Origin of the sequence: Nocardia sp. BMG51109, from assembly GCF_000526215.1 — a bacterium.
Lineage (GTDB): Bacteria > Actinomycetota > Actinomycetes > Mycobacteriales > Mycobacteriaceae > Nocardia.
Genome location: NZ_JAFQ01000004.1, coordinates 7858121 through 7877283, shown reverse-complemented (window position 1 = coordinate 7877283; position 19163 = coordinate 7858121). Strand labels below are relative to the sequence as shown.

At 70.7% G+C, this 19163-nt stretch carries 17 protein-coding genes; 8 read left to right on the top strand and 9 right to left on the bottom strand.

Going from position 1 to position 19163, the window contains the following annotated elements:
- Nucleotides 1-258: 258 nt before the first annotated feature.
- From D892_RS0137060 to D892_RS43080, 4 genes are all read right to left on the bottom strand, one after another.
- On the bottom strand, nt 259-594 hold the full coding sequence (locus D892_RS0137060) for an Lsr2 family protein (RefSeq protein ID WP_024806092.1): 336 nt from the start codon (nt 592-594) through the stop codon (nt 259-261).
- Between the two features lie 237 nt (nt 595-831).
- Nucleotides 832-981 (bottom strand): hypothetical protein, encoded by a 150-nt coding sequence (locus D892_RS47340; RefSeq protein WP_156959862.1) that lies wholly within the window; start codon nt 979-981, stop codon nt 832-834.
- A complete protein-coding gene (locus D892_RS0137050) occupies nt 978-2384 on the bottom strand; it encodes an amidase (protein WP_024806091.1) in 1407 nt (468 codons plus the stop codon). The genes D892_RS47340 and D892_RS0137050 overlap by 4 nt, the downstream gene beginning before the upstream one ends.
- The gene (locus D892_RS43080) at nt 2381-3259 is read right to left on the bottom strand and encodes a GntR family transcriptional regulator (RefSeq protein WP_024806090.1); all 879 of its coding nucleotides are present in this window, start codon (nt 3257-3259) and stop codon (nt 2381-2383) included. Before D892_RS43080 ends, D892_RS0137050 begins: the two co-directional genes overlap by 4 nt.
- A 1242-nt stretch (nt 3260-4501) precedes the next feature.
- On the opposite strand from D892_RS43080, the gene D892_RS0137040 reads away from it, so the two are divergent.
- Nucleotides 4502-5038 (top strand): hypothetical protein, encoded by a 537-nt coding sequence (locus tag D892_RS0137040; protein ID WP_024806089.1) that lies wholly within the window; start codon nt 4502-4504, stop codon nt 5036-5038.
- A gap of 398 nt (nt 5039-5436) precedes the next feature.
- On the opposite strand, the gene D892_RS0137035 is transcribed toward D892_RS0137040, so the two are convergent.
- Nucleotides 5437-6033, bottom strand: coding sequence for a hydrolase (locus tag D892_RS0137035; RefSeq protein ID WP_036567757.1), 597 nt, complete (start codon nt 6031-6033; stop codon nt 5437-5439).
- A gap of 20 nt (nt 6034-6053) precedes the next feature.
- The gene (locus tag D892_RS0137030) at nt 6054-6512 is read right to left on the bottom strand and encodes a MarR family winged helix-turn-helix transcriptional regulator (protein WP_024806087.1); all 459 of its coding nucleotides are present in this window, start codon (nt 6510-6512) and stop codon (nt 6054-6056) included.
- Between the two features lie 134 nt (nt 6513-6646).
- Between D892_RS0137030 and D892_RS0137025 the strand changes: the two genes are divergently transcribed.
- Together D892_RS0137025 and D892_RS0137020 are read left to right on the top strand one after the other, a co-directional pair.
- A complete protein-coding gene (locus D892_RS0137025; RefSeq protein WP_369801793.1) occupies nt 6647-7654 on the top strand; it encodes a cation diffusion facilitator family transporter in 1008 nt (335 codons plus the stop codon).
- A 399-nt stretch (nt 7655-8053) separates the two neighbouring features.
- Entirely contained in the window at nt 8054-8404 is a 351-nt protein-coding gene (locus tag D892_RS0137020) for a hypothetical protein (RefSeq protein WP_156959861.1), read from the top strand.
- Nucleotides 8405-8494: 90 nt separating this feature from the next.
- Here the strand turns inward: D892_RS0137020 and lexA are convergent, their stop codons facing one another.
- Nucleotides 8495-9232 (bottom strand): transcriptional repressor LexA, encoded by a 738-nt coding sequence (gene lexA / locus D892_RS0137015; RefSeq protein WP_024806084.1) that lies wholly within the window; start codon nt 9230-9232, stop codon nt 8495-8497.
- 487 nt (nt 9233-9719) lie between these two features.
- On the opposite strand from lexA, the gene D892_RS44310 reads away from it, so the two are divergent.
- Complete coding sequence (locus D892_RS44310; RefSeq protein ID WP_198037086.1) at nt 9720-10226, top strand: LysM peptidoglycan-binding domain-containing protein; 507 nt, start codon at nt 9720-9722, stop codon at nt 10224-10226.
- 257 nt (nt 10227-10483) lie between these two features.
- Nucleotides 10484-10960 carry a transcriptional regulator NrdR gene (gene nrdR / locus D892_RS0137000; RefSeq protein WP_024806082.1) on the top strand — a complete coding sequence of 159 codons (477 nt, stop codon included), beginning with the start codon at nt 10484-10486 and terminating at the stop codon, nt 10958-10960.
- Nucleotides 10961-10970: 10 nt separating this feature from the next.
- Here the strand turns inward: nrdR and hrpA are convergent, their stop codons facing one another.
- Nucleotides 10971-15296, bottom strand: coding sequence for an ATP-dependent RNA helicase HrpA (gene hrpA, locus D892_RS0136995; RefSeq protein WP_024806081.1), 4326 nt, complete (start codon nt 15294-15296; stop codon nt 10971-10973).
- Nucleotides 15297-15706: 410 nt separating this feature from the next.
- On the opposite strand from hrpA, the gene D892_RS0136985 reads away from it, so the two are divergent.
- Both D892_RS0136985 and D892_RS0136980 read left to right on the top strand, forming a co-directional pair.
- Nucleotides 15707-16381 carry a Pr6Pr family membrane protein gene (locus D892_RS0136985; RefSeq protein ID WP_024806080.1) on the top strand — a complete coding sequence of 225 codons (675 nt, stop codon included), beginning with the start codon at nt 15707-15709 and terminating at the stop codon, nt 16379-16381.
- A gap of 153 nt (nt 16382-16534) precedes the next feature.
- Nucleotides 16535-17758 carry an aspartate aminotransferase family protein gene (locus D892_RS0136980; protein WP_024806079.1) on the top strand — a complete coding sequence of 408 codons (1224 nt, stop codon included), beginning with the start codon at nt 16535-16537 and terminating at the stop codon, nt 17756-17758.
- Nucleotides 17759-17827: 69 nt separating this feature from the next.
- On the opposite strand, the gene D892_RS0136975 is transcribed toward D892_RS0136980, so the two are convergent.
- Nucleotides 17828-18283 (bottom strand): GNAT family N-acetyltransferase, encoded by a 456-nt coding sequence (locus D892_RS0136975; protein WP_024806078.1) that lies wholly within the window; start codon nt 18281-18283, stop codon nt 17828-17830.
- Between the two features lie 184 nt (nt 18284-18467).
- Between D892_RS0136975 and D892_RS0136970 the strand changes: the two genes are divergently transcribed.
- Nucleotides 18468-19070: a DUF5134 domain-containing protein gene (locus D892_RS0136970; protein ID WP_198037085.1), complete on the top strand. Its 603-nt coding sequence runs from the start codon at nt 18468-18470 to the stop codon at nt 19068-19070.
- Nucleotides 19071-19163: the final 93 nt, after the last annotated feature.

Here is a 19163-nt window from a genome sequence, read left to right as displayed (position 1 = left end):
CCCCGCCCGGTTCGGATGCGCACTCGGTGACATGCGGGAACGGCATGGTTACCGCACCATGATCACAGGTTACCGCCGTCGCCGGGCCTCGTATCGGGCGGGCGCGTCGTCGTGACCGGGCACTATTTTCCGGACCCGCGAATTGTGCGGCGGGCCCACACAGCAGAACGGCCGGGCCCGGATTATCGCGTTGCGCACGCGGTAACCCGGGCCCGGCCGGAAACCCATTCAACCAGGTGGAATACCCGAATCGTGAGTCTACTTGCTCGCTTTGTGATAGGCGGCGACGATCTCGGACGAAATTCGCCCGCGGGCCGACACGTTGTAACCGTGTTTCTTCGCCCATTCCCGGATGGCCACCGTCTGTTCGCGGTCGGCCGCGGACTTCGGCCGTGTCACCGCGCCCGACTTCACCCGGCCCACCTTCCGGGCCTTATCGGTCCAGGGTTCCAGGGAACCCCGGAGCTTGCCGGCATTCAACGTGGAGAGATCGATTTCGTAGGCCACACCATCGATCGAGAACTGCACGGTCTCATCCGCTTTGGACTTCCCGTCGTAATCGTCGATGAGCGTGACGGTGACCTTCTTGGCCATGAGCCAGCCCTTTCGCACGGACACGGATCTACTCGGATTGCGTATACCGTACCGCAGCGATGTCAGGGGAAGCGAATCCGGCGCTATTCGGCGTTTCCCTCGGGGAATGTCCGAAAGGGAGCAAAACAATCCGGTCCGGAAGGAATTCGCAGGCCCGGCGGGATTCGGAGGGTGCCCGCGCCGGAACGTCCCCGGCGACGTGTGTGCGACATCCCGGCGCGTATTCGCCGGATCCGTTCAGCCGACGGTGTGCCCGCCGCTGGGATCGCCGTAGCGGGCCTCGGCGCAGTCGTGCAGCAACTCGGAGAGCCCCGCCAGCATCTCGTAGAGGTCCTCCACCGCGGCGTTTTCCTCGGGGTCGGTGGACCAGGTGGACGTCGGGGTCATGCCATACCTTTCGCGAGATGGTGCGCGGTGCGGCGCTGATAGGCGTCGCCGGCGCGCAGGACGGTCGCCTCGTCGAAATACCGGCCGCTGATCGATATCGACAGCGGGGTGCCGTCGGCGGACAGGCCGATCGGCACGGCGAGGGTGGGATTGCCGAGAGGGTTCCAGTAAGGGGTGTGCAGTGAGGACAGCGCGCCCAGCGGCCGCATCGGGTCGAGCGTCGACAGCGGCGGCGCGCCGAGGTGGCCGGTCGGGGTGACGACGAGGTCGACCCGGCCGAGCAACTCGGCCATCCGGTCGCGCGCGATCCGCCGGACGCGTTGGGCCTGAACGTAATCCGGTCCGGACACCGCCGCGCCGCCGGCGAGCACGATGCGGGTGCCGCGCCCGTAATCGGTCCAGCGGTCGCGCAGATCGGTGCGGTGGTAGGCGTGCGCCTCGGCGAGCATCACCAGCAGGTCGATCGCCACCAACTCCTGGTACATCGGCACCTCGACCGGCACCACCGTGGCGCCCGCGGCCCGCAGCGCCTCGATCGACTCGGCGAACAGCCGCGGCTGCTCGGGGTCGATCCCGCCGTCGGCGAATCGGTCCAGGTCGTCCACGCCGACGGTGACCCCGTGCAGATCGCCGGTGAGGGCGGCCGGATAGTCGGCGACCGGCTCCGCGGCGCTGTACGGGTCGTCGGGATCGGGGCCCGCGAGCACCGACAGCAGCAGCGCGCAGTCGGCGGCCGAGCGGGCCAGCGGGCCGACGTGGTCGAGTGTGTAGCCCAGCGGCACCACACCGGACTTCGGCACCCGCCCGAAGGTGGCCTTGAGACCGGTCACGCCGTTGAACGCCGCCGGTATCCGGATGCTGCCGGCGGTGTCGGTGCCGATCGAGGCGAGGAACAGCCCCGCGGCGACTCCGGAACCCGAACCGGAGCTGGAGCCGCCGGCCCAGCGCTCGCGATCCCACGCGCAGCGCGGCACCGGAAAGGGCTTGTCCGGGTCGGGAACTCCGATCGCGAACTCCATCGTGCTGGTCTTGCCGGTGATCACGGCGCCGGCCTGCTCCAGCCGCCGGACCACGGCGCAGTCGCCGATATCCGCGCCCCACGCCGGATCGAGCACCAGGCTCTGCGCGGTGGTCGGGGCGTGCGCGTGGGCGAGAATGTCCTTGACGCCGATCGGAATTCCCGCGAGCGGCGGCACCGGCGTTCCGGTGGCCAGCTGCCGATCGATCTCGGCCGCGCGGAGGCGCGCGCGGTCGTCGAACCGGGCCAGATACGCCCCGACGTCGTCGGTGGTGGCGAGCGCGCGCTCGACCAGATCGGTGGCGGTGATTTCACCGGCGCGCAGGGCGGCCGCGGCGTCGGTCACGGTGTCGAAGGAGGTTGGGCGGGCGGCGGTTTCGGTCATGCGGGACTCTCCTGTCGGTCGGCGCCGGTGATGTCGATGCGGGGGATGTGACCGATCTCGATGAGCAGCTCGTTGCGGCAGGTGCCGAGCGCGTAGTCGACCACCCGGTCGGTGTCGTCGCGAATGCGCTGCTGCACCAGCAGAACCGGCTCGTTCGGCAGCACGTGCAGCAGGGCCGCGGTGTGCTCGTCGGCGGCCGCCGCCTGCACGCCGACATCGCAGCTGGCGGTGTCGATGCCGCCGGAACGCAACAGCGCGTAGAAGTCCCGCCGGAACAGCGACTGGTCCACCCGCGCGGCCTCCGGCGCGCGAATGTAATTGGTGAACACCGCCATCGGGCGCTGGTCGGCGAGCAGGACGTATTCGACGCACAGGCAGTCGTCGCCGGTTGCGGTGCCGTCGAGATGACCGGCGATCACCCGCGGCGCGGGAATCCAGGCCCAGTGCAGCAGCCGGGGCGTGATCCGCCCGACCGCGAGATGGTCGTCGAGCTCGTGGCCCTGCGGCGGCAGCGACCCGGGGATCACGTACTCGTCGCGCACGGCCAGGGTGCCCAGCCCGCGGCGGCGCTCGATCAGCCCGTCGCGGCGCAACAGGTCCAGCGCCTCGCGAACCACGTCGCGGGGCGCGCGATACTGCGCCATCAGCTCGGCCTCACCGGGCAGCCGACCCGTGCCGAACTCCCCGGTCCGCAGCGCCGCCCGCAACAGATCACGCACCCGCCGCGCGGCCAGCTGCGAGGCGGCCGGGAACAGCCCCCGCACCTGTTCCCCGAACGCCGCGCGCTCGCGGGCGATGCCTCCCGACCGGGCGGAATCGCCGCCGCCGGACTGCCCGGTATCGTTCCCGTCGGGCCGAATCGCACTGATGGACATGGCGGTAGCGTGCCCACTCCCCGGTTACGCGACAAGACACGCCGGTAAATCTCCAGTTACGCGATTACACACCCGCCCCCCGAACCCCTGACCAGCGTGTTCGCGTACCAAGCCGGCAACTTCCGCGAACACGCGCGACATTCGGCCACGCCATCCGGCACGTCGTCCGCCCGTTCCGCGAGCCGCACGGCGAGGGCCCGATACGACGTGTGCTCACGCGATCCGCTCCTCGGGTGGAGACGGTTGCGGGCGGCGAAAGGACCGGGCCACCGGTCGGTCGTCCGGCGTCCCGATGCCGTGCATTCGTACCTCGAGGCCGTGACGTCGGGGACTCCGGCGGCGGGTCGCGAACCAGCCGACCACGTCGGGCCGACCAAGCGGCGCGTCCTGGATACAGTCATTTATCCCCTGCCCGCCGGGGGCGAATCGATAGGCGGTGGCGCACCCTAGGCGCCGTCGCGCACCGCCGCTGGCTGGGCGGCCGACACCTCGAGTCGATCGTGGGACGCTTCCTGCCACCGACTCGAGCGGGTGGCATGTCGGGGCACAGCCCGAGAATGGTGTCCGCCGGCGAGGGCCCATTCGGCCGGTGGGTCGAAATCTGTTGTGGCGCAGGAAGTATGCGCACGGAGTCTTGCGGGACTCGCAATTCGGCGGGCAAGTCGACGCAACGAGTCGATTGTGGAGACGCTTCCGGTCACCGACTCGGGCGGGTGGTATGTCGGGGTACAGCTCGGGAATGGTGTTCGCCGGTGAGAGCCCATTCGGATGGTGGGTCGAAATCTGTTGCGGCGCAAGAAGTATTCGCACGGGTTCTTGCGAGACTCGTACTTCGGTGGGCAAATCGGTGCGGTGTCGCCCCGGCTGTGTGGGCCACCGTTTTCCGGCTGCTGCACCCGCTGTGTCTCAGGCCGACGGCAGCGGTCGCACCATGTCTTGTGCACCGGGCGGGCGCCGGGCCACGAGTTGGAGCATGGTGCAGCGGTGCGGCAGTCCGCCCGGGCGCACGACCCGCGATGGACGGGAGGTCCGCGGTCTCGGAAGTGGGTCCGGCCGCTTCGAGCGTCGGCGTGCAGCGAGATGAACCCGTTGCCGGACGCGGCTTCTCGTTCCTGCGCGGCGAGGGAGCGCGTCGTGACGAGCGGTTCTCGGTCCGCCTGTGTCCGGGCAGGGGTGGTGTGGCGACTATCTGACTACTATTATCTATAGTTAGATGATCTGCGGAGTTCTGTTGGAGGAACAATGGATTCGGTTCGGCGGGCGTACGACTCGGTGCAGCAGGCCTGGAGTGGGCAGCGGTGGGAGTCGTGGGCGGAGACCTGTGCCGAGGGGTATCGGTTCGATACGGGGACCGGGTTGCGGCTGGATCTGGCGGGGACCATGGCCTGGAGCAGGGCCTGGTTCGCCGCGTTTCCGGACTACACCGAGGAGATCGGTGCCGTGCATATCGGGCCCGTACACGCCGGTTCCCCGGGTGCCGGTAGCGAGAACGCCGGGACCGGGTCGGGCGGCACGGGCACCGGGGTTACGGATAGCGGGGATGATCGGCCCGTCGGCGCGAAATCCGTTGTCGCCGAACTGATCGGCGAGGCGACGTCGGTGAACGATTTCGTGCTCGGCGGCGCGACCCTGTTGCCGGCCACGGGGCGCCGGTTCCGGATCGCCTACGCGAAGGTGCTCGTCTTCGACGGTGATCTGCGGGTCGTGCGCGATCGGCAGTATCAGGACCGGCTCGATCTGTATCGGCAGTTGGGTGTGCCGGCCGCGTTCGGCGACTGACGGGGAAGCAAAAGGTGTCGGTCGAGCTGGGCAACCGGCGGAAGAGCTGTGTGCACCGGTGGCGGTCGGCGACTGGGGAGTGAGCTGGGTGTGCTGGGGGCGACCGGCGGGAGCGCTGGGTGTATCGGTTGTGCTGGGCAACTGGCGGGGCGCTGGGTGTGCCGGTTGTGCTGGGCAACTGGCGGGAGCATTGGACGTCCCTGTTGCATTGCGTAACTGGCGGGAGCGCTGGGTGTGCCGGTCGCGTTGCGCGACGGGCGGGTGCTGGGCGTGCTGGTTGTGCTGGGCGACTGGCGCTGGGTGGACCGGTGGCGGTCTGAGACTGCCGGGGCCTGCCGGTGGTCGGCAGGCCCCGATACTCCTGGCGTGAGCGGCGCTGTCCCTGGCGTGAGCGGCGCTCAGGCGTCCCGGGGGAGCAGCGCGAGGATCTCCTCGGTGGTGCCGGTTTCCCCGAGGCGGGGGAAGATCTTGGTCACGCTGTGTTCGTGCGAATCGGCGTCGCGGTCGGCGGCCGCGTCGGTCGCGATGGTGACGTGGTAGCCGTGCTCGTGCGCGGCGCGGGCGGTGGACTCTACGCCGATGCTGGTCGCGACGCCGCCCAGCACGATGCCGGTGACGCCCCGGCGGCGCAGCTGCACATCCAGATCGGTGCCGTGGAAGGCGCCCCAGTTCCGCTTGGTGACGACCAGGTCGGTCGGTTGCACGTCGAGCTCGTCCACCAGCGTGTCCCAGCCCTGCGGCGGCGGGCTCGACCGGCCGCCGACCTCGGTCCGGCCGGGGGGCGCGTCGGCCCCGTCGGATGCGAACGAGACCCGGACCAGCGCGACCGGCAGCCCGGCCGTGCGGAACGCGCGGGCGAGCTCGGCGCCGCGGGCGACCACGTCGGCGGCGGTGTGCGGCACGGTCGGCGCGCCGACGATGCCGCGCTGCAGGTCGATGAGCACCAGGGCGGTCTTCGGATCGAGGGTGGTGGCGGGCACGGAATACCTCTTCATCGTTCGGATCTGTGGTTCGGTCAGTCGAGGAGGCGGCGCAGCAGCGGAATCGCCGCGAGTAGCGAATCCTGTTCGGCGCGTGACAGTTTCGCGGCCATGGCCTGCGCCAGCCAGTCCTCCTTCGCGGCGCGCGCGGCCGTGATCAGCCGCTGCGCCTCGGCGGTCGGCGTCATCAGCACCTGGCGCTGATCGGTCGGGTGCGGGGCGCGCTCGACCAGGCCGTGTTCCTCCAGCGCGGCGACGGTCAGCCGCATCGACTGCGGCCGCACGTTCTCCGCGCGGGCGAGTGCGGCCACCGTCGCCGGGCCGTCGCTGAGCAGCCGGCTCAGCGCCACCGACTGCGAGGGCGTCACCTCGAGACCGGAGTGCGTGGACCGCAGTCGCCGCAACAGCCGGCTGACGGTTACGCGCAGATCGCTCGCGGCCGCGGCCAGCTCATTCGCCGAGCGATCGCCCGGGGGGTGCCGATCGTCCGCCATGACACCAGTCTGAAATAAGACAGGCAAACTTGCAAGTTTTTCTGTCTTAACCCTCGTGCGAGCGCGTCGCTCTTGAATACATAGCGATGTGTGCATACCATCGCGTGTGGTCGGTTAAGAGCAGGAGAGGGGACATGATGGGCGCGGGACATGCGCATGCACACGCATCGCCCGATGGTGACAGGCGCTGGTTGGCCGGGGCACTGGCGGTGATCGTGCTGTTCCTGCTCGGCGAGGTCGTGGTGGGCGTGCTCGCCGGCTCGCTGGCGCTGCTGTCGGATGCCGCGCACATGCTCACCGACGCCGCCTCCATCGCCCTGGCGCTGTGGGCGATGCGGCTGTCCGCCCGGCCCGCCACGGGCCGGATGACCTTCGGCTGGAAGCGGGTGGAGATCCTCTCGGCGCAGGCCAACGGTGTGACGTTGCTGCTGCTGGCGGTCTGGCTGACCTACGAGGCGATCCAGCGCCTGGTACACCCGCCGGCGGTGTCCGGCGGGCTGGTGCTGGGTACCGCACTGGTCGGTGTCGTGGTGAATCTGGTTGCCACGTGGATGATTTCGCGGGCCGACCGCGCCAGCCTGAACATCGAGGGCGCCTTCCAGCACATCCTCAACGATCTGTTCGCGTTCATCGCCACGGCGATCGCCGGTGCGGTCATCATGGTGACCGGCTTCGGCCGTGCCGACGGCATCGCCACCCTGGTGGTGGTCGTGCTGATGGTGCGGGCCGGGGTGGGGCTGGTGCGCGCGTCGAGCCGGATCTTCCTGGAGGCGGCGCCCGCCGACCTGGATCCGTCGGCGATCGGCCGGGCCATGGCCGCCCGCGACGGCGTCGTCGAGGTGCACGACCTGCATATCTGGGAGATCACCTCCGGGTCGCCGGCACTGTCGGCGCACGTCCTGGTCGAACCGGGCCGCGACTGCCACGCCGTGCGCGAGGGCGTGGCGCGCTGGCTGGCCGACGAGCACCACATCGAACACGCCACCCTGCAGGTCGATCACGCTCAGCCCCGGCTGATCGAACTCGGCGCCCCGTCGGCGCCGCACTGCGAGATCACCCACGGCCCGGCGCACCTGCGCCCGGCCGTGCTGTCCGGTTGTTCCGAATCGCCCGCCGTGCATCGCCCCTCCGCCTCGTCGTAGTGCGAGAACTCACCGCGGGATGCAGAATCCGGCACGGCGGCGAGGACTCGTTCGGCGGTCGTACGGACCGTTGCTGTGACCCGCGCGCCGTACGGCCGGTGCGGTGTCGCCGCCGTTCACTCGCGCTGCCACACCCGAGTTCGGCACCGGGGCGCCGAGTCCCGCGTAGTGCACCGTGCGGGGCGTCGACGGAATGCGGTGTGAGCGCATGCGTCCGGGTGCGCGTCGGCCGGTTGTTCCGTGTTCGTCTCGTTCCGCGCTTGTCACGAGCGGCGGTCCGGCCGTTGACGCATGCCCGGCAGTTATTCAGGAGCAACCGTACGAAACGCCTTCGATGGACGTCGGCGACACGGGGTGTGGGTGAGTGGTTTTTCGTGGTCGTGGGTGGACCATGGGGCTATGACGCGACATCGAGCGCTCGCCATTCGTGCCGTGCTGGTGACGGTTTCGGCCGCCGGGCTACTGGCCGGCGCCGGTGTGGCGGGGGCGGAGCCCGCCGTCGACTTCCGCGGCGGTGCTCACATCCACGCGCACGTCACCGGTGCGAAGCCCGGTCACGACTGCCAGATCGCCGCTCGCGACATCGACGGGCCGTGGCGTCCGGTGCGCGCCGACGGCGTCGTCGATCTCGAGTCGGGCCCCGTGCCGCCCGGCCGGCACGCGGTGCGGGTGCTCTGCGAGAACCGCATGCGTGGCGATATCGCGACACACGTCGTCGGCGGCGTGACCGAGGTGACCACCGGCGGCTGAGCCGCCGTGCGGCCGCGATGCCACCGATCCCCGGACCGGCGCGCTCCGGATCTGCTCGGTCCCGCTCGCCTCGGCCTCGGCCTCGGCCGCCTAGACCTTGCGGATCACCGTGACGACCTTGCCCAGGATCTGGGCGTCGTTGCCGGGGATCGGCTCGAACAGCGGGTTGTGCGGCATGAGCCAGACCTGCTTGCCGGAGCGCTTGAACGTCTTGACCGTCGCCTCGCCCTCGATCATCGCGGCGACGATATCGCCGTTGTCGGCGACGTTCTGCTGGCGCACCACGACCCAGTCGCCGTCGCAGATGGCGGCGTCCACCATCGACTCGCCGACGACCTTCAGCAGGAACAGCGAGCCCTCGCCGACCAGCTCGCGGGGGAGCGGGAACACGTCCTCCACTGCCTGTTCGGCCAGGATCGGACCACCGGCGGCGATCCGGCCCAGTACCGGGACGTAGGTCGGGGCCGGCTGGTCGCCGGTGACCTCGGGCTCCACCGGGCGCAGGTTCGCCACCGCGCCGACCGCGCGCATCGCCGTCTCGTCCAGGCCCCGGACGTCCACCGCGCGTGGGCGATTCGGATCGCGGCGCAGGAAGCCCTTGCGCTCCAGCGCGCGCAGCTGATGGGCGACCGAGGAGGTCGAGGTGAGCCCCACCGCGTCGCCGATCTCGCGAATGCTCGGCGGGTAGCCGCGCTCGCTGACCGAGGTGCGGATGACCTCGAGCACCTTGCGCTGGCGAACGGTGAGATCCGCCTCGGTGCCGGATGATTCGGCGCTGTCGATGGCGGCGTCCGCGTCGTGCCGGCCGCCTGCCGTGTTGTCGCTCACGACTCACCTCGCTCGTGCTCGGCTCCCACGTGTACGGCTCCCTCGTGTACGAAACGTGTTGTGCGGTCGGGCGCGGAACGCGCTGTGTGTGCCCTCGGCTCGCTCACAGTCGCCGTCCTCCGTTCATGGGTGTGCTGAATCCTCCTCGCGCCGCGCGGACCGGCCATCGCGGCACTCCTCTGTGGTCTCACCGGATTTCGTGACTCGAATGTAGTCCGCTCGTCACCAGGTTTCAAACATCTGTTCGACGCATGTCGCGAGAAGTCGTGACTTTGTCGGTGCCTCGTGGTAAGAATCGAACATCAGTTCTTCGAACAGATGATCGAACGGCGCGGTGGTCGAACGGCACGGTGGCCGGCCGAGGCGCGGATCGACCGGCATGTGGGTCGAACACCGCTTGTTCGAACGCTGGCTCCTCGAACCGAACCGAACACCGAGTCTCATCACGCACAGGGTTCCGTCCCGACACCACCTGGAGGTCTGTCCGATGCGCACTGCGATCAGCGAATGCGATTCCGCCGGAGCCGATCTGGGCTTCGACACCATACCGCATGCTCAGCGTCCGCCGTCGCGATCGCGCGCCGTCGAGCCCGTCCGCCGCCGCGCCGACACCAGGCGCCCCGGCGGCGATCGCCCCCGTGCCGCGGTGGTGCGCTACGACCGGCAGCACGTGGAGCTGTCGCGTTCTCCGCACCCGATGGACCGAGTCGCCCGGGCGCGGGTCGGGTTCGCGACCCTGGCGGCGGCCGCGGTGCTCAGCGCCGCGGCCGTGTGCGGCCTGTTCGGGCTGGCACAACTGAGCACCGGCGGTGCGGCGGAGCCGACATCGGCGGTGCGGGTGCACGAGGGAGAGTCGCTGTCCGATGTCGCCGCCCGGGTGGCGCCGGGTGATCCGGTGCGCGATACGGTCCGAAAGATCGTGGAGCTCAATGGTTTGCGCGGTGCCGAGGTGGCGCCCGGGCGCACGTTGATCGTGCCGGCCACCGACCGCTGAGCGCCGCGGCCGGGGGGCGCGTCGTCCCGGTGTCACTGGTCCCGCCCCGGGTGCGCGGGCCGGATCGGCCGGTGCCGGTCCGGGCCCGAAAAGGGTGTCGGCCGGGGTCCGGCCGGTCTGTCCAGGGGTGCACCCGGCCTTCGTCCATGTCCTGCAGGTATCCTCGATACTGCTGTGTATGAAGACAGCAGCGCGCTGTACGGCGACGACCGACCGCGTCGCCGTAGACCGATGCAGGCATCGACGAAGGATCTCGGATGCATTGCCCCTACTGCCGGCACCCGGATTCGCGGGTCGTCGACTCGCGTGAAGCCGAGGAAGGCTCCGCCATCAGGCGCCGTCGCGCCTGTCCGCAATGCGGCCGGCGGTTCACCACAGTCGAGACCGCCATCCTCTCGGTGGTGAAACGCAGTGGTGTCACCGAGCCGTTCAGTCGCGAGAAGGTGATCCGAGGGGTGCGCCGTGCCTGTCAGGGCCGCGAGGTCGACGACGATGCGCTGAACCTGCTCGCCCAGCAGGTGGAGGACGCGGTGCGGGCGACGGGTTCGCCGGAGGTGCCCAGCCACGAGGTGGGCCTGGCCATCCTGGGCCCGCTGCGCGACCTGGACGAGGTGGCCTATCTGCGGTTCGCGTCGGTGTACCGATCCTTCAGCTCCGCAGAGGATTTCGAACGCGAGATCGCCGATCTGCGCCACCGTCGCGCGGAGAACGCCGTGGGTGCCCACGCGGACTGACCGTTCCCGCTCAGCGGCGTGCGGTGCGGGCGGGCGCCGAGCGCACCGCGGCGATCGTCTTCTCGATTCGCTTGGCCGACACCGGATGCGGCGTGCCGAGCTGCTGGGCGAACAGGCTGACCCGCAATTCCTCTGTCATCCACCAGATTTCGGTGATCTCGGGGGAGGTGCGGCGCGCGGGCGGCAGGGCGTCGAGCAGCCGCTGATAGGCGGCGTGCACGCGATCGAGTTCGGCCATGCCGCGGCGATCACGATCGGCGGAGGAGGGCAGCGCCTCCAGGCGCAGCACGGCGGCCCGCAGATAGCGGGGCAGTTCGCGCAGGCGGGTGCTGCCGAACTCCCGGACGAACCCGGGGAAGACCAACTCGTCGAGCTGATGGGTGACGTCGTCGGCGATATCGGGATCGGTGGTGCCCGGCAGCGCGGTGCGCACCCGGTGGGCCTCGGCGAGCACCGGCACCACCAGCCGCACGATCCGGGCGACGGTCTCCGAGAACCGCGGCCGGATCGTGTCCACCAGCTCCCGGAACCGCTCGGGACTGCGGACCGGCCCGCCGTGGGCGGCGATCAGCTCGTCGGCGGCGCAGGTGCGGCAGTCCTCGATCAGCGCGTCCAGCGAGCCGTACGGATTCTGGCTGAGGGCCAGGCGGTCGGCGGGGGACAGGCCGGCGGTCACCGCGCGCGTCGAGGACGGCAACTCGCCCAGCACCAGGGCGCGGGTGCCGGCCCGCATCGCCGCCGCCTGCTGGGCCTGTGACGACAACACCCGGACGGCCACCCCGTCACTCTCCGGGACGAGCGCCGGATAACCGGTGATGGTCTGTCCGCCCACCTCGCGGCGCACCGTCGGCGGGAGCGTGCCCAGTGATTCCGAGGTCCACACCGTCGCCGGGGCCCGCTCGGCGGCGGCCGTGGCCCGCGACACAGATTTCGACACCTGCTCGGCCAGGGCGGTTTTCAAGGCGGCCAGGCTCTTGCCGCGCTCGATCACCGTGCCGTCGGGGCCGGTCGCGGCGAACGTCATGCGCAGATGATCGGGCAGTGCGGCCGGGTCCAGGTCGGCCGGATTGATCGTCGTCGAGCCGAGCCGCGACAGCTCCCGCGCCAGTCCGGTGCGCAGCGGTTCGGCCCGCGGGGTGAGCCGTGCCAGCGCCGCCCGGGCGAAGTCGGGCGCCGGTACGACGCTGCGCCGCAGGTGTTTCGGCAGCGTCTTGATCAGGGCGGCCGTCAGCTCCTCGCGCATACCGGGCACCAGCCAGTCGAATCCGACCGCCCGCACATGCGCCAGCTGCGCGACCGGAATGTGCACGGTGACACCGTCATCGGCTTGGCCGGGTTCGAACTGATAGGTCAGTGCGAGGGACAGCTCGCCCTGGCGCCAGCTGTCCGGAAACGCGGCCGGGTCGAGCCGCGCCGCCTCCTCGTTCACGACGGTCGACGTCGAAAAGTCCAGCAGCGCCGGGTCTTCCCGTTCCGCCCGACGCCACCAGCTGTCGAAGTGCCGCACCGAGACCACGTCGGCAGGGATGCGCCGATCGTAGAACTCGAACAGCACCTGGTCGTCGACGAGGATGTCGCGGCGGCGGGCCCGGTTCTCCAGATCCGCGACGTCGTCGATCAGCTCCCGGTTGCGGTGGAAGAACTCGTGCCGGGTCTGCCACTCGCCCTGGACCAGCGCGTGCCGGATGAACAGCTCGCGCGACAGCTGCGGATCGATCCGGCCGAAATCGACGCGGCGCCGCGCCACCAGCGGCAGGCCGTAGAGCGTGACCCGCTCGTAGGCCATGGCGGCGCCCCGCTTGGACGACCAATGTGGTTCGGAGTGGGCGCGTTTCACCAGATCGCCCGCCAGCCGCTCGGCCCATTCCGGCTCGATGCGCCCGGCGATGCGGCCCCACAGCCGCGAGGTCTCCACCAGCTCGGCGGCCATCACCCAGCGCGGTGGCTTCTTGGCCAGGGCCGAACCGGGGAAGACCATGAACTTGGTGTTGCGCGCGCCGAGGAACTCCCGCGTCTCGGCCTCCCGGACGCCGATGTGCGACAGCATGCCCGCCAGCAGCGCCTGATGTACGGCCGTGGAATCCCAGGGCAGCTCGGCCGCCGGGTCCAGCACCTGCTGCTCGTCCACCGCCGCGAGCCGCGCGTCGCTGTCCCAGCCCAGGCCCTTGGTGATGGTGCGCAACTGCCCCTGCAGGTCCTGCCATTCCCGGATGCGCAGGTAGTGCAGGAACTCGTCGCGGCACATCCGCCGGAACTGGTTGGACGACAAGGCATTCCGCTGCCCGCGCAGGTAGTCCCACAGCCGCAGGTAGGCGAGGAAGTCCGAGCCCGGTACGGCGAACCGGGCGTGCTTGGCGTCGGCGGCCTGCCGGAACTCGGCCGGCCGCTCGCGCACGTCCTGGATCGACAGCGCCGCCACGATCACCAGCACCTCGGGCAGGCAGCCATTGCGGTTGGCCTGCACCAGCATTCGCGCCATCCGCGGATCGACCGGAATCTGCGCCATCTCCCGGCCCACCGCGGTCAGCACCAGATCGCCCACCACGACCTCGCGGTGGTGCCGTCCCCGCCGCCCGCGGCGCTCGGCCCGGCCCCGCCGCGGCGCGGCGTCCGCGGCGCGGCCACGGCCGTGCACCGTATCGCCGTGGTCGGAGGTGGCTCCGGAACCGTCGGCGGCTTCGTCCCGCGCGGGCGCCGGCGGTTCGGCGGCCGCGGCTTCGGAGGTGGCCGGGGTACGGGTGTCTCCGGGACCGCGCGAGGTCTGCTCCCCGCTCCCGGCTCGCTGCGCACCGTTCCCGGAGCGATCCCCGGCGTCGGCGGGCACCTCGTCGGATTGCTTTGCCGCATCGGGTCTTCGAGCGAGGGCGCCCAGTTCTTCCAGCAGCGCGATGCCGTCGCGGATCGCGCGGCTGTCGGGCGGCTCCACGAACGGGAAGCTCTCGATATCGCCGAGGCCGAGCGCCGCCATCTGCAGGATGACCGCGGCGAGGTTGGTGCGCAGGATCTCCGGCTCGGTGAACCGCGGCCGGGCGTCGTAGTCGTCCTCGGAGTACAGCCGGATGCAGATGCCGTCGGCGACGCGGCCGCAGCGGCCGGAGCGCTGCCGCGCCGACGCCTGCGAGATCGGCTCGATCGGCAGCCGCTGCACCTTCGTGCGCAGCGAATACCGGGATATGCGGGCGGTGCCCGGATCCACGACGTAGCGGATGCCGGGAACGGTCAGCGAGGTCTCGGCGACGTTGGTGGCCAGCACCACGCGACGTCCGGTGTGCGGCTCGAACACCCGGTGCTGCTCGGCCGCCGACAGCCGCGCATACAGCGGCACGATCTCGGTGCGCGGCAGCCGCAGATCGCGCAATGCGTCGGCGGTGTCCCGGATTTCGCGCTCGCCGGACAGGAAGACCAGCACGTCGCCGTCGCCCTCGGCGAGCAGCTCGGTCACCGCGTCGCCGATGGCGTCCACCGGATCCCGGTCGACGATGCGCGGGTCGTCGTCCTCGTCCGGCGCTTCGTCCCCGTTCGGTGCCTCGTCCTCGTCGGCCGCCGGAACCTCCAGTGCCAGCGGGCGATACCGGACCTCCACCGGATACGACCGCCCCGACACCTCGACGATCGGTGCGGGCGTTCCCTCCTCGTCGGCGAAGTGCCGCGCGAACAGCTCCGGATCGATCGTGGCCGAGGTGATGATCACCTTCAGGTCCGGCCGCTCGGGCAGCAGCCGCTTCAGGTATCCGAGCAGGAAGTCGATGTTGAGGCTGCGCTCGTGCGCCTCGTCGATGATGATCGTGTCGTAGCGGCGCAGCAGCCGGTCGCGCTGGATCTCGGCGAGCAGGATGCCGTCGGTCATCAGCTTGACCAGGGTGCGCTCGGACGCCTGATCGGTGAACCGCACCGTGTAGCCGACCACATCGCCCAGCTCGGTGCCCAGCTCTTCGGCGATGCGCTCGGCGACCGTGCGCGCCGCCAGGCGGCGGGGCTGGGTGTGCCCGATCGTGCCGCGGATGCCGCGGCCCAGTTCGAGACAGATCTTCGGGATCTGGGTGGTCTTACCGGAGCCGGTCTCACCGGCCACCACCACGACCTGGTGTGCGGCGATGGCCGCGGCGATATCGTCGCGTCGGGCCGACACCGGCAGTTGTTCGGGGAATCCGATCGCGGGGACGGCGGCCCGCCGGGCCGCGATGCGCTGCTCGGCGGTGCTGATCTCGGCCTCGAGGGTGCCGAGGTCGCCGCCGCGGGCCTTGTCGAGCCGCCGGCGCAACCGGTGTTCGTCGCGGATCGAGAGATCGGCCAGGCGGGTGCGGAGCTCGCGGGGAAGGGCGGCTGTCCTGGACATTGCACCGTCCAGCCTAGCGAAGCCGCCGCCGTGACCTGGTACGGAGGGTCCACACGGTGATCACTGATCGGTTGCTATCGGGCCGGATCGGTTCCGTGTGTACTGATCGGTATGTCAATATCGGGGCATGGCCACTCGCTCCGGAACGCCCCCGTGGGTCCGCGCGCTGCGCATGCTCTCCGTGTTGGCCGGGATCGTGGCATTAGTCCGTTCTCGGGTTCGTGCGCTGGTTGCCGCCGTATTCTCCGCGGCCCGCCGCGGGGCCGGCCGGATACGCGACGGCGGTCACCGAGAACCGCTCGCGGGTTCGCCCTGAGTCCGGGCCGACCGTCGCGGGATCGGCCGACAATGTTAGCCACGGATATGCCGCAATTCGTAGATATCGCCCGTGGCCGTGCGAAGATCGGATCATGGTCGCCGCAGGTGCGCCGCCGTGGGTCCGGGCCCTGCGGATCGGGTTCGGGGTGCTGGGAGTCGTTGCGCTGGTCTGGATTCCGGTGCGCGACCTCGGTGCGAGCACATTCTCACTGGGTAACTACCTGAGCTATTTCACGATCGAGTCGAATATTCTCGGTGTCGTGGTGCTGCTGGTCGGCGGCCTGTGCGATCCCCGGAACCTGGGCTGGCAGCTGGTCCGTGGCGCGGGCGCGCTGTACTTGTTGATCACGGGCCTGGTGTACGCCGTCCTGCTGTCCGGCGCCGATGTCATGCTGCGCGACCGATGGATCGACGACATCCTGCACCGGGTGCTGCCGATCGTGCTGGTGGCCGACTGGCTGCTGATACCGGCCCGGTTGGCCGTGCGCGCCGGGCTCGTCGCCGGCTGGCTGGGCTATCCGGCGGCGTACGGGGTGTACAGCCTTGTCCGCGGTGAGCTCGTCGACTGGTACCCCTACCCGTTCCTGGATCCGCGTGTGCAGGGGTACCCCTCGGTGCTGATCGGGTTCATCGTGCTGGCGGCGGTGTTCACGCTGCTGGCGGTGGCCTTGGCCGGGGCGGGCATGTTGTTTGCCGGGCGGGGACCGGCGGGGCCGGCCGGGACGTCCGCCCGCACCGATGGGTACGGCCGTCCAGGTCACCGGTAGTCTGGCGGCGCGGCACCCGCGTCGAACGACGACCGGAACGGCTGGTCGGTGACCTGCCGGCAACGGTGGGGTGCGTCACGGTTCCCGGGTGTCGCCGACGGATTGCGGCGGACGTGGCCCGCATCCGGTGAGGCGCGAGGAGAGGAGCCCGAGATGGGCGCGTTGTGGCACGGTTTCGCCGACATGGGGGCCGTCGAGCGCGACGGTGCGTTCGTGGTGGCCCGCGGTGAGGGCGCCTACATCTGGGACCAGGCCGGCACCCGGTACCTGGACGCCACCGCCGGCCTGTGGTTCACCAATGTCGGCCACGGCCGCCGCGAGATCGCCGACGCGGTCGCGGCGCAGCTGTCCGACCTCGCGCACTATTCCAACTTCGGCGACATCACGGCACCGGTCACGCAGCGGCTGGCCGAGCGCCTGGCGGACCTGGCGCCGGTGCCGGGCAGCCGGATCCTGTTCACCTCCGGCGGCTCCGACTCCGTCGACACCGCCGCCAAGCTGGCCCGGCGGTACTGGCACGAGCAGGGCAAGCCGGAGAAGACGCTGATCGTCGGCCGCCGGCTGGCCTATCACGGCATGCACGTCGCGGGCACCGCGCTCGGCGGTATCGGCGTGAACCGGGAGGGCTACGGCGAGTTGATGCCCGACGCCCGGACCGTGGAGTGGGACGAGCCGCGGGCGCTGCGGGCGCTGATCGGCGAGGTGGGCGCCGAGCGCATCGCGGCGTTCTTCTGCGAGCCGATCATCGGGGCCGGCGGCGTGTACCTGCCGCCCGAGGGTTACCTGGCCGAGGTGCGCCGGCTGTGCCGCGAGCACGACATCCTGTTCGTCGCCGACGAGGTCGTCACCGGATTCGGCCGGATCGGCGGATCCTGGTTCGCCTCTTCGCGATTCGGCCTGGAGCCCGATCTGATGACCACAGCCAAGGGCCTCACCTCGGGCTACCTGCCGATGGGCGCGGTGTTCGTCGCGCCGCGGGTGGCCGAGCCGTTCTTCTCCGGCGGGGTGTGGTTCCGGCACGGCTACACCTACGGCGGGCACGCGGGTTCGGCGGCGGCCGCGATGGCCAACCTGGACATCCTCGAGCGCGAGGATCTGCTGGGCGCCAGCAAGAATCTGGAGTCGCTGCTGGAGGAACACCTCTCGCCGCTGGCCGCCCATCCGCGGGTCGCGGAGGTGCGCAGCGGTCTGGGCGCGGTCGCGGCCGTCCAGATGGCCGATCCGGCCGAGGGCCCGGCAATGGTGAAGGCGCTACGCGCGCAGGGTGTTTCGGGACGAGCCGCGGGGCAGGGCGCGTTGCAGATCTCGCCGTCCTTCGTGATCTCCGAGGAGCAGGTCGCGGAGCTGGCGGCGGCGTTCGGGCGCGCGCTCGGCTGATCCCGCCGGCGGCGGAATCGCCCGGTGCCGAGCGTCTTCGGGCGGTGCCGAGCGTACCGGGATTCGGCGTCACAGTGGCAACGTCATGAAAACGCTGTTCGGGTCGTCGGTGTAGTCGGCGAACGGGGCGCAGCGCCGGAATCCGTGCCGCTCGTAGAGCCGGTGTGCGGGCGAGAAGTAGTGCTGCGCACCGGTTTCCAGGCTCAGCCGCGTGTAGCCGCGGTTCCGGGCGGTGTCGAGGAGATGGCGCAGCAGCAGCGCGCCGACGCCGCGCCCCCGGTGGTCGCGGGCGGTGCGCATCGACTTGATCTCACCGTGGGCCGGATCGAGCTCCTGCAGCGCCGCGCACCCGGCGAGTCGCTCGCCGTCCCACGCCGACCAGAACGACACCTCGGGCTTGCGCAGTCCGTCGAGGTCCAGTGCGTGCATGCTGTCCTCGGGGGAGGTCGCCCGCATATCGCGGAGATGCTCCTCGAGCAGCCCGATCACCTCGGCCCCGGTCAGGTCGTCCGGCACGATCCGCATGGCGGCACGGTATCCGGCGCCCTGCCGCACGTCGACGGGACCTGCCGGTGGCGAGCCGGTCAACGGAGACCAAGGGCAGTGAGGCGGCAGTCCGGGGGCAGCGTTGCCGACGGCGAAGGGCCTACCTGGACCTATGGCCGGTGCGACCATGGTGGGACCGGCTCGGCGGCGAGAGGTGGTGGGTGTGGGCGCTGTGGTGCAGAGCGAGATGCTGCGCTGGGGTGTGGCCGCCGCGTTCGTGGTGACGGCCGTGCTCGTGGGGACACGGTTCGTGACCGCGGTCCCGGACTGTGCGGAGGGGAGAGCGGGTGCCCCGCCGGCGGTGGCCGATCGCGAATCGGAGGCGGCGCACCTGCTCATGTGCCTGGTGATGCTCGCGATGCTGGTGCTGCCGAGCACGGTGTCCGCTGCCGTGCACGGTGTGCTCACCGCGATGGTCGTCGTGTACTCGGTGCTGCTGGTGGGCCGGATCGCGCAGCGCCGTGCTGCCGTACCGCCGGTATCCGGCGGCCGAGTGGGCGCGCTGGCCTACCACGTGGTCGCCGCGGCGGCCATGCTGTGGGCGATGTCGGGGCATACCCACGGGGGCAGGCACGACGCACCGGCGCTTCCGGTGTCGCTACTGGCGGCCCTGTTCGCCGCCGATGCCCTGCTCATGCTGACGCCGGGGGCGAAAAACCTGCTGCGCCATGCTCTTCCGCATGCGCCCGGCCGAGCCGCCATGGCCCCGCACATCGTCATGGACCTCGGCACGGCCTACATGCTCGTCGCCGCGGTCGTCGGCTGACCCCTCGCACCCCGAGCACCGGCGATGTCACGAACACCTCTTCGACCTCCCCGGCCCGAGGGTGTCGTAGCCCTGTGCCCGGCGGGGATCGAT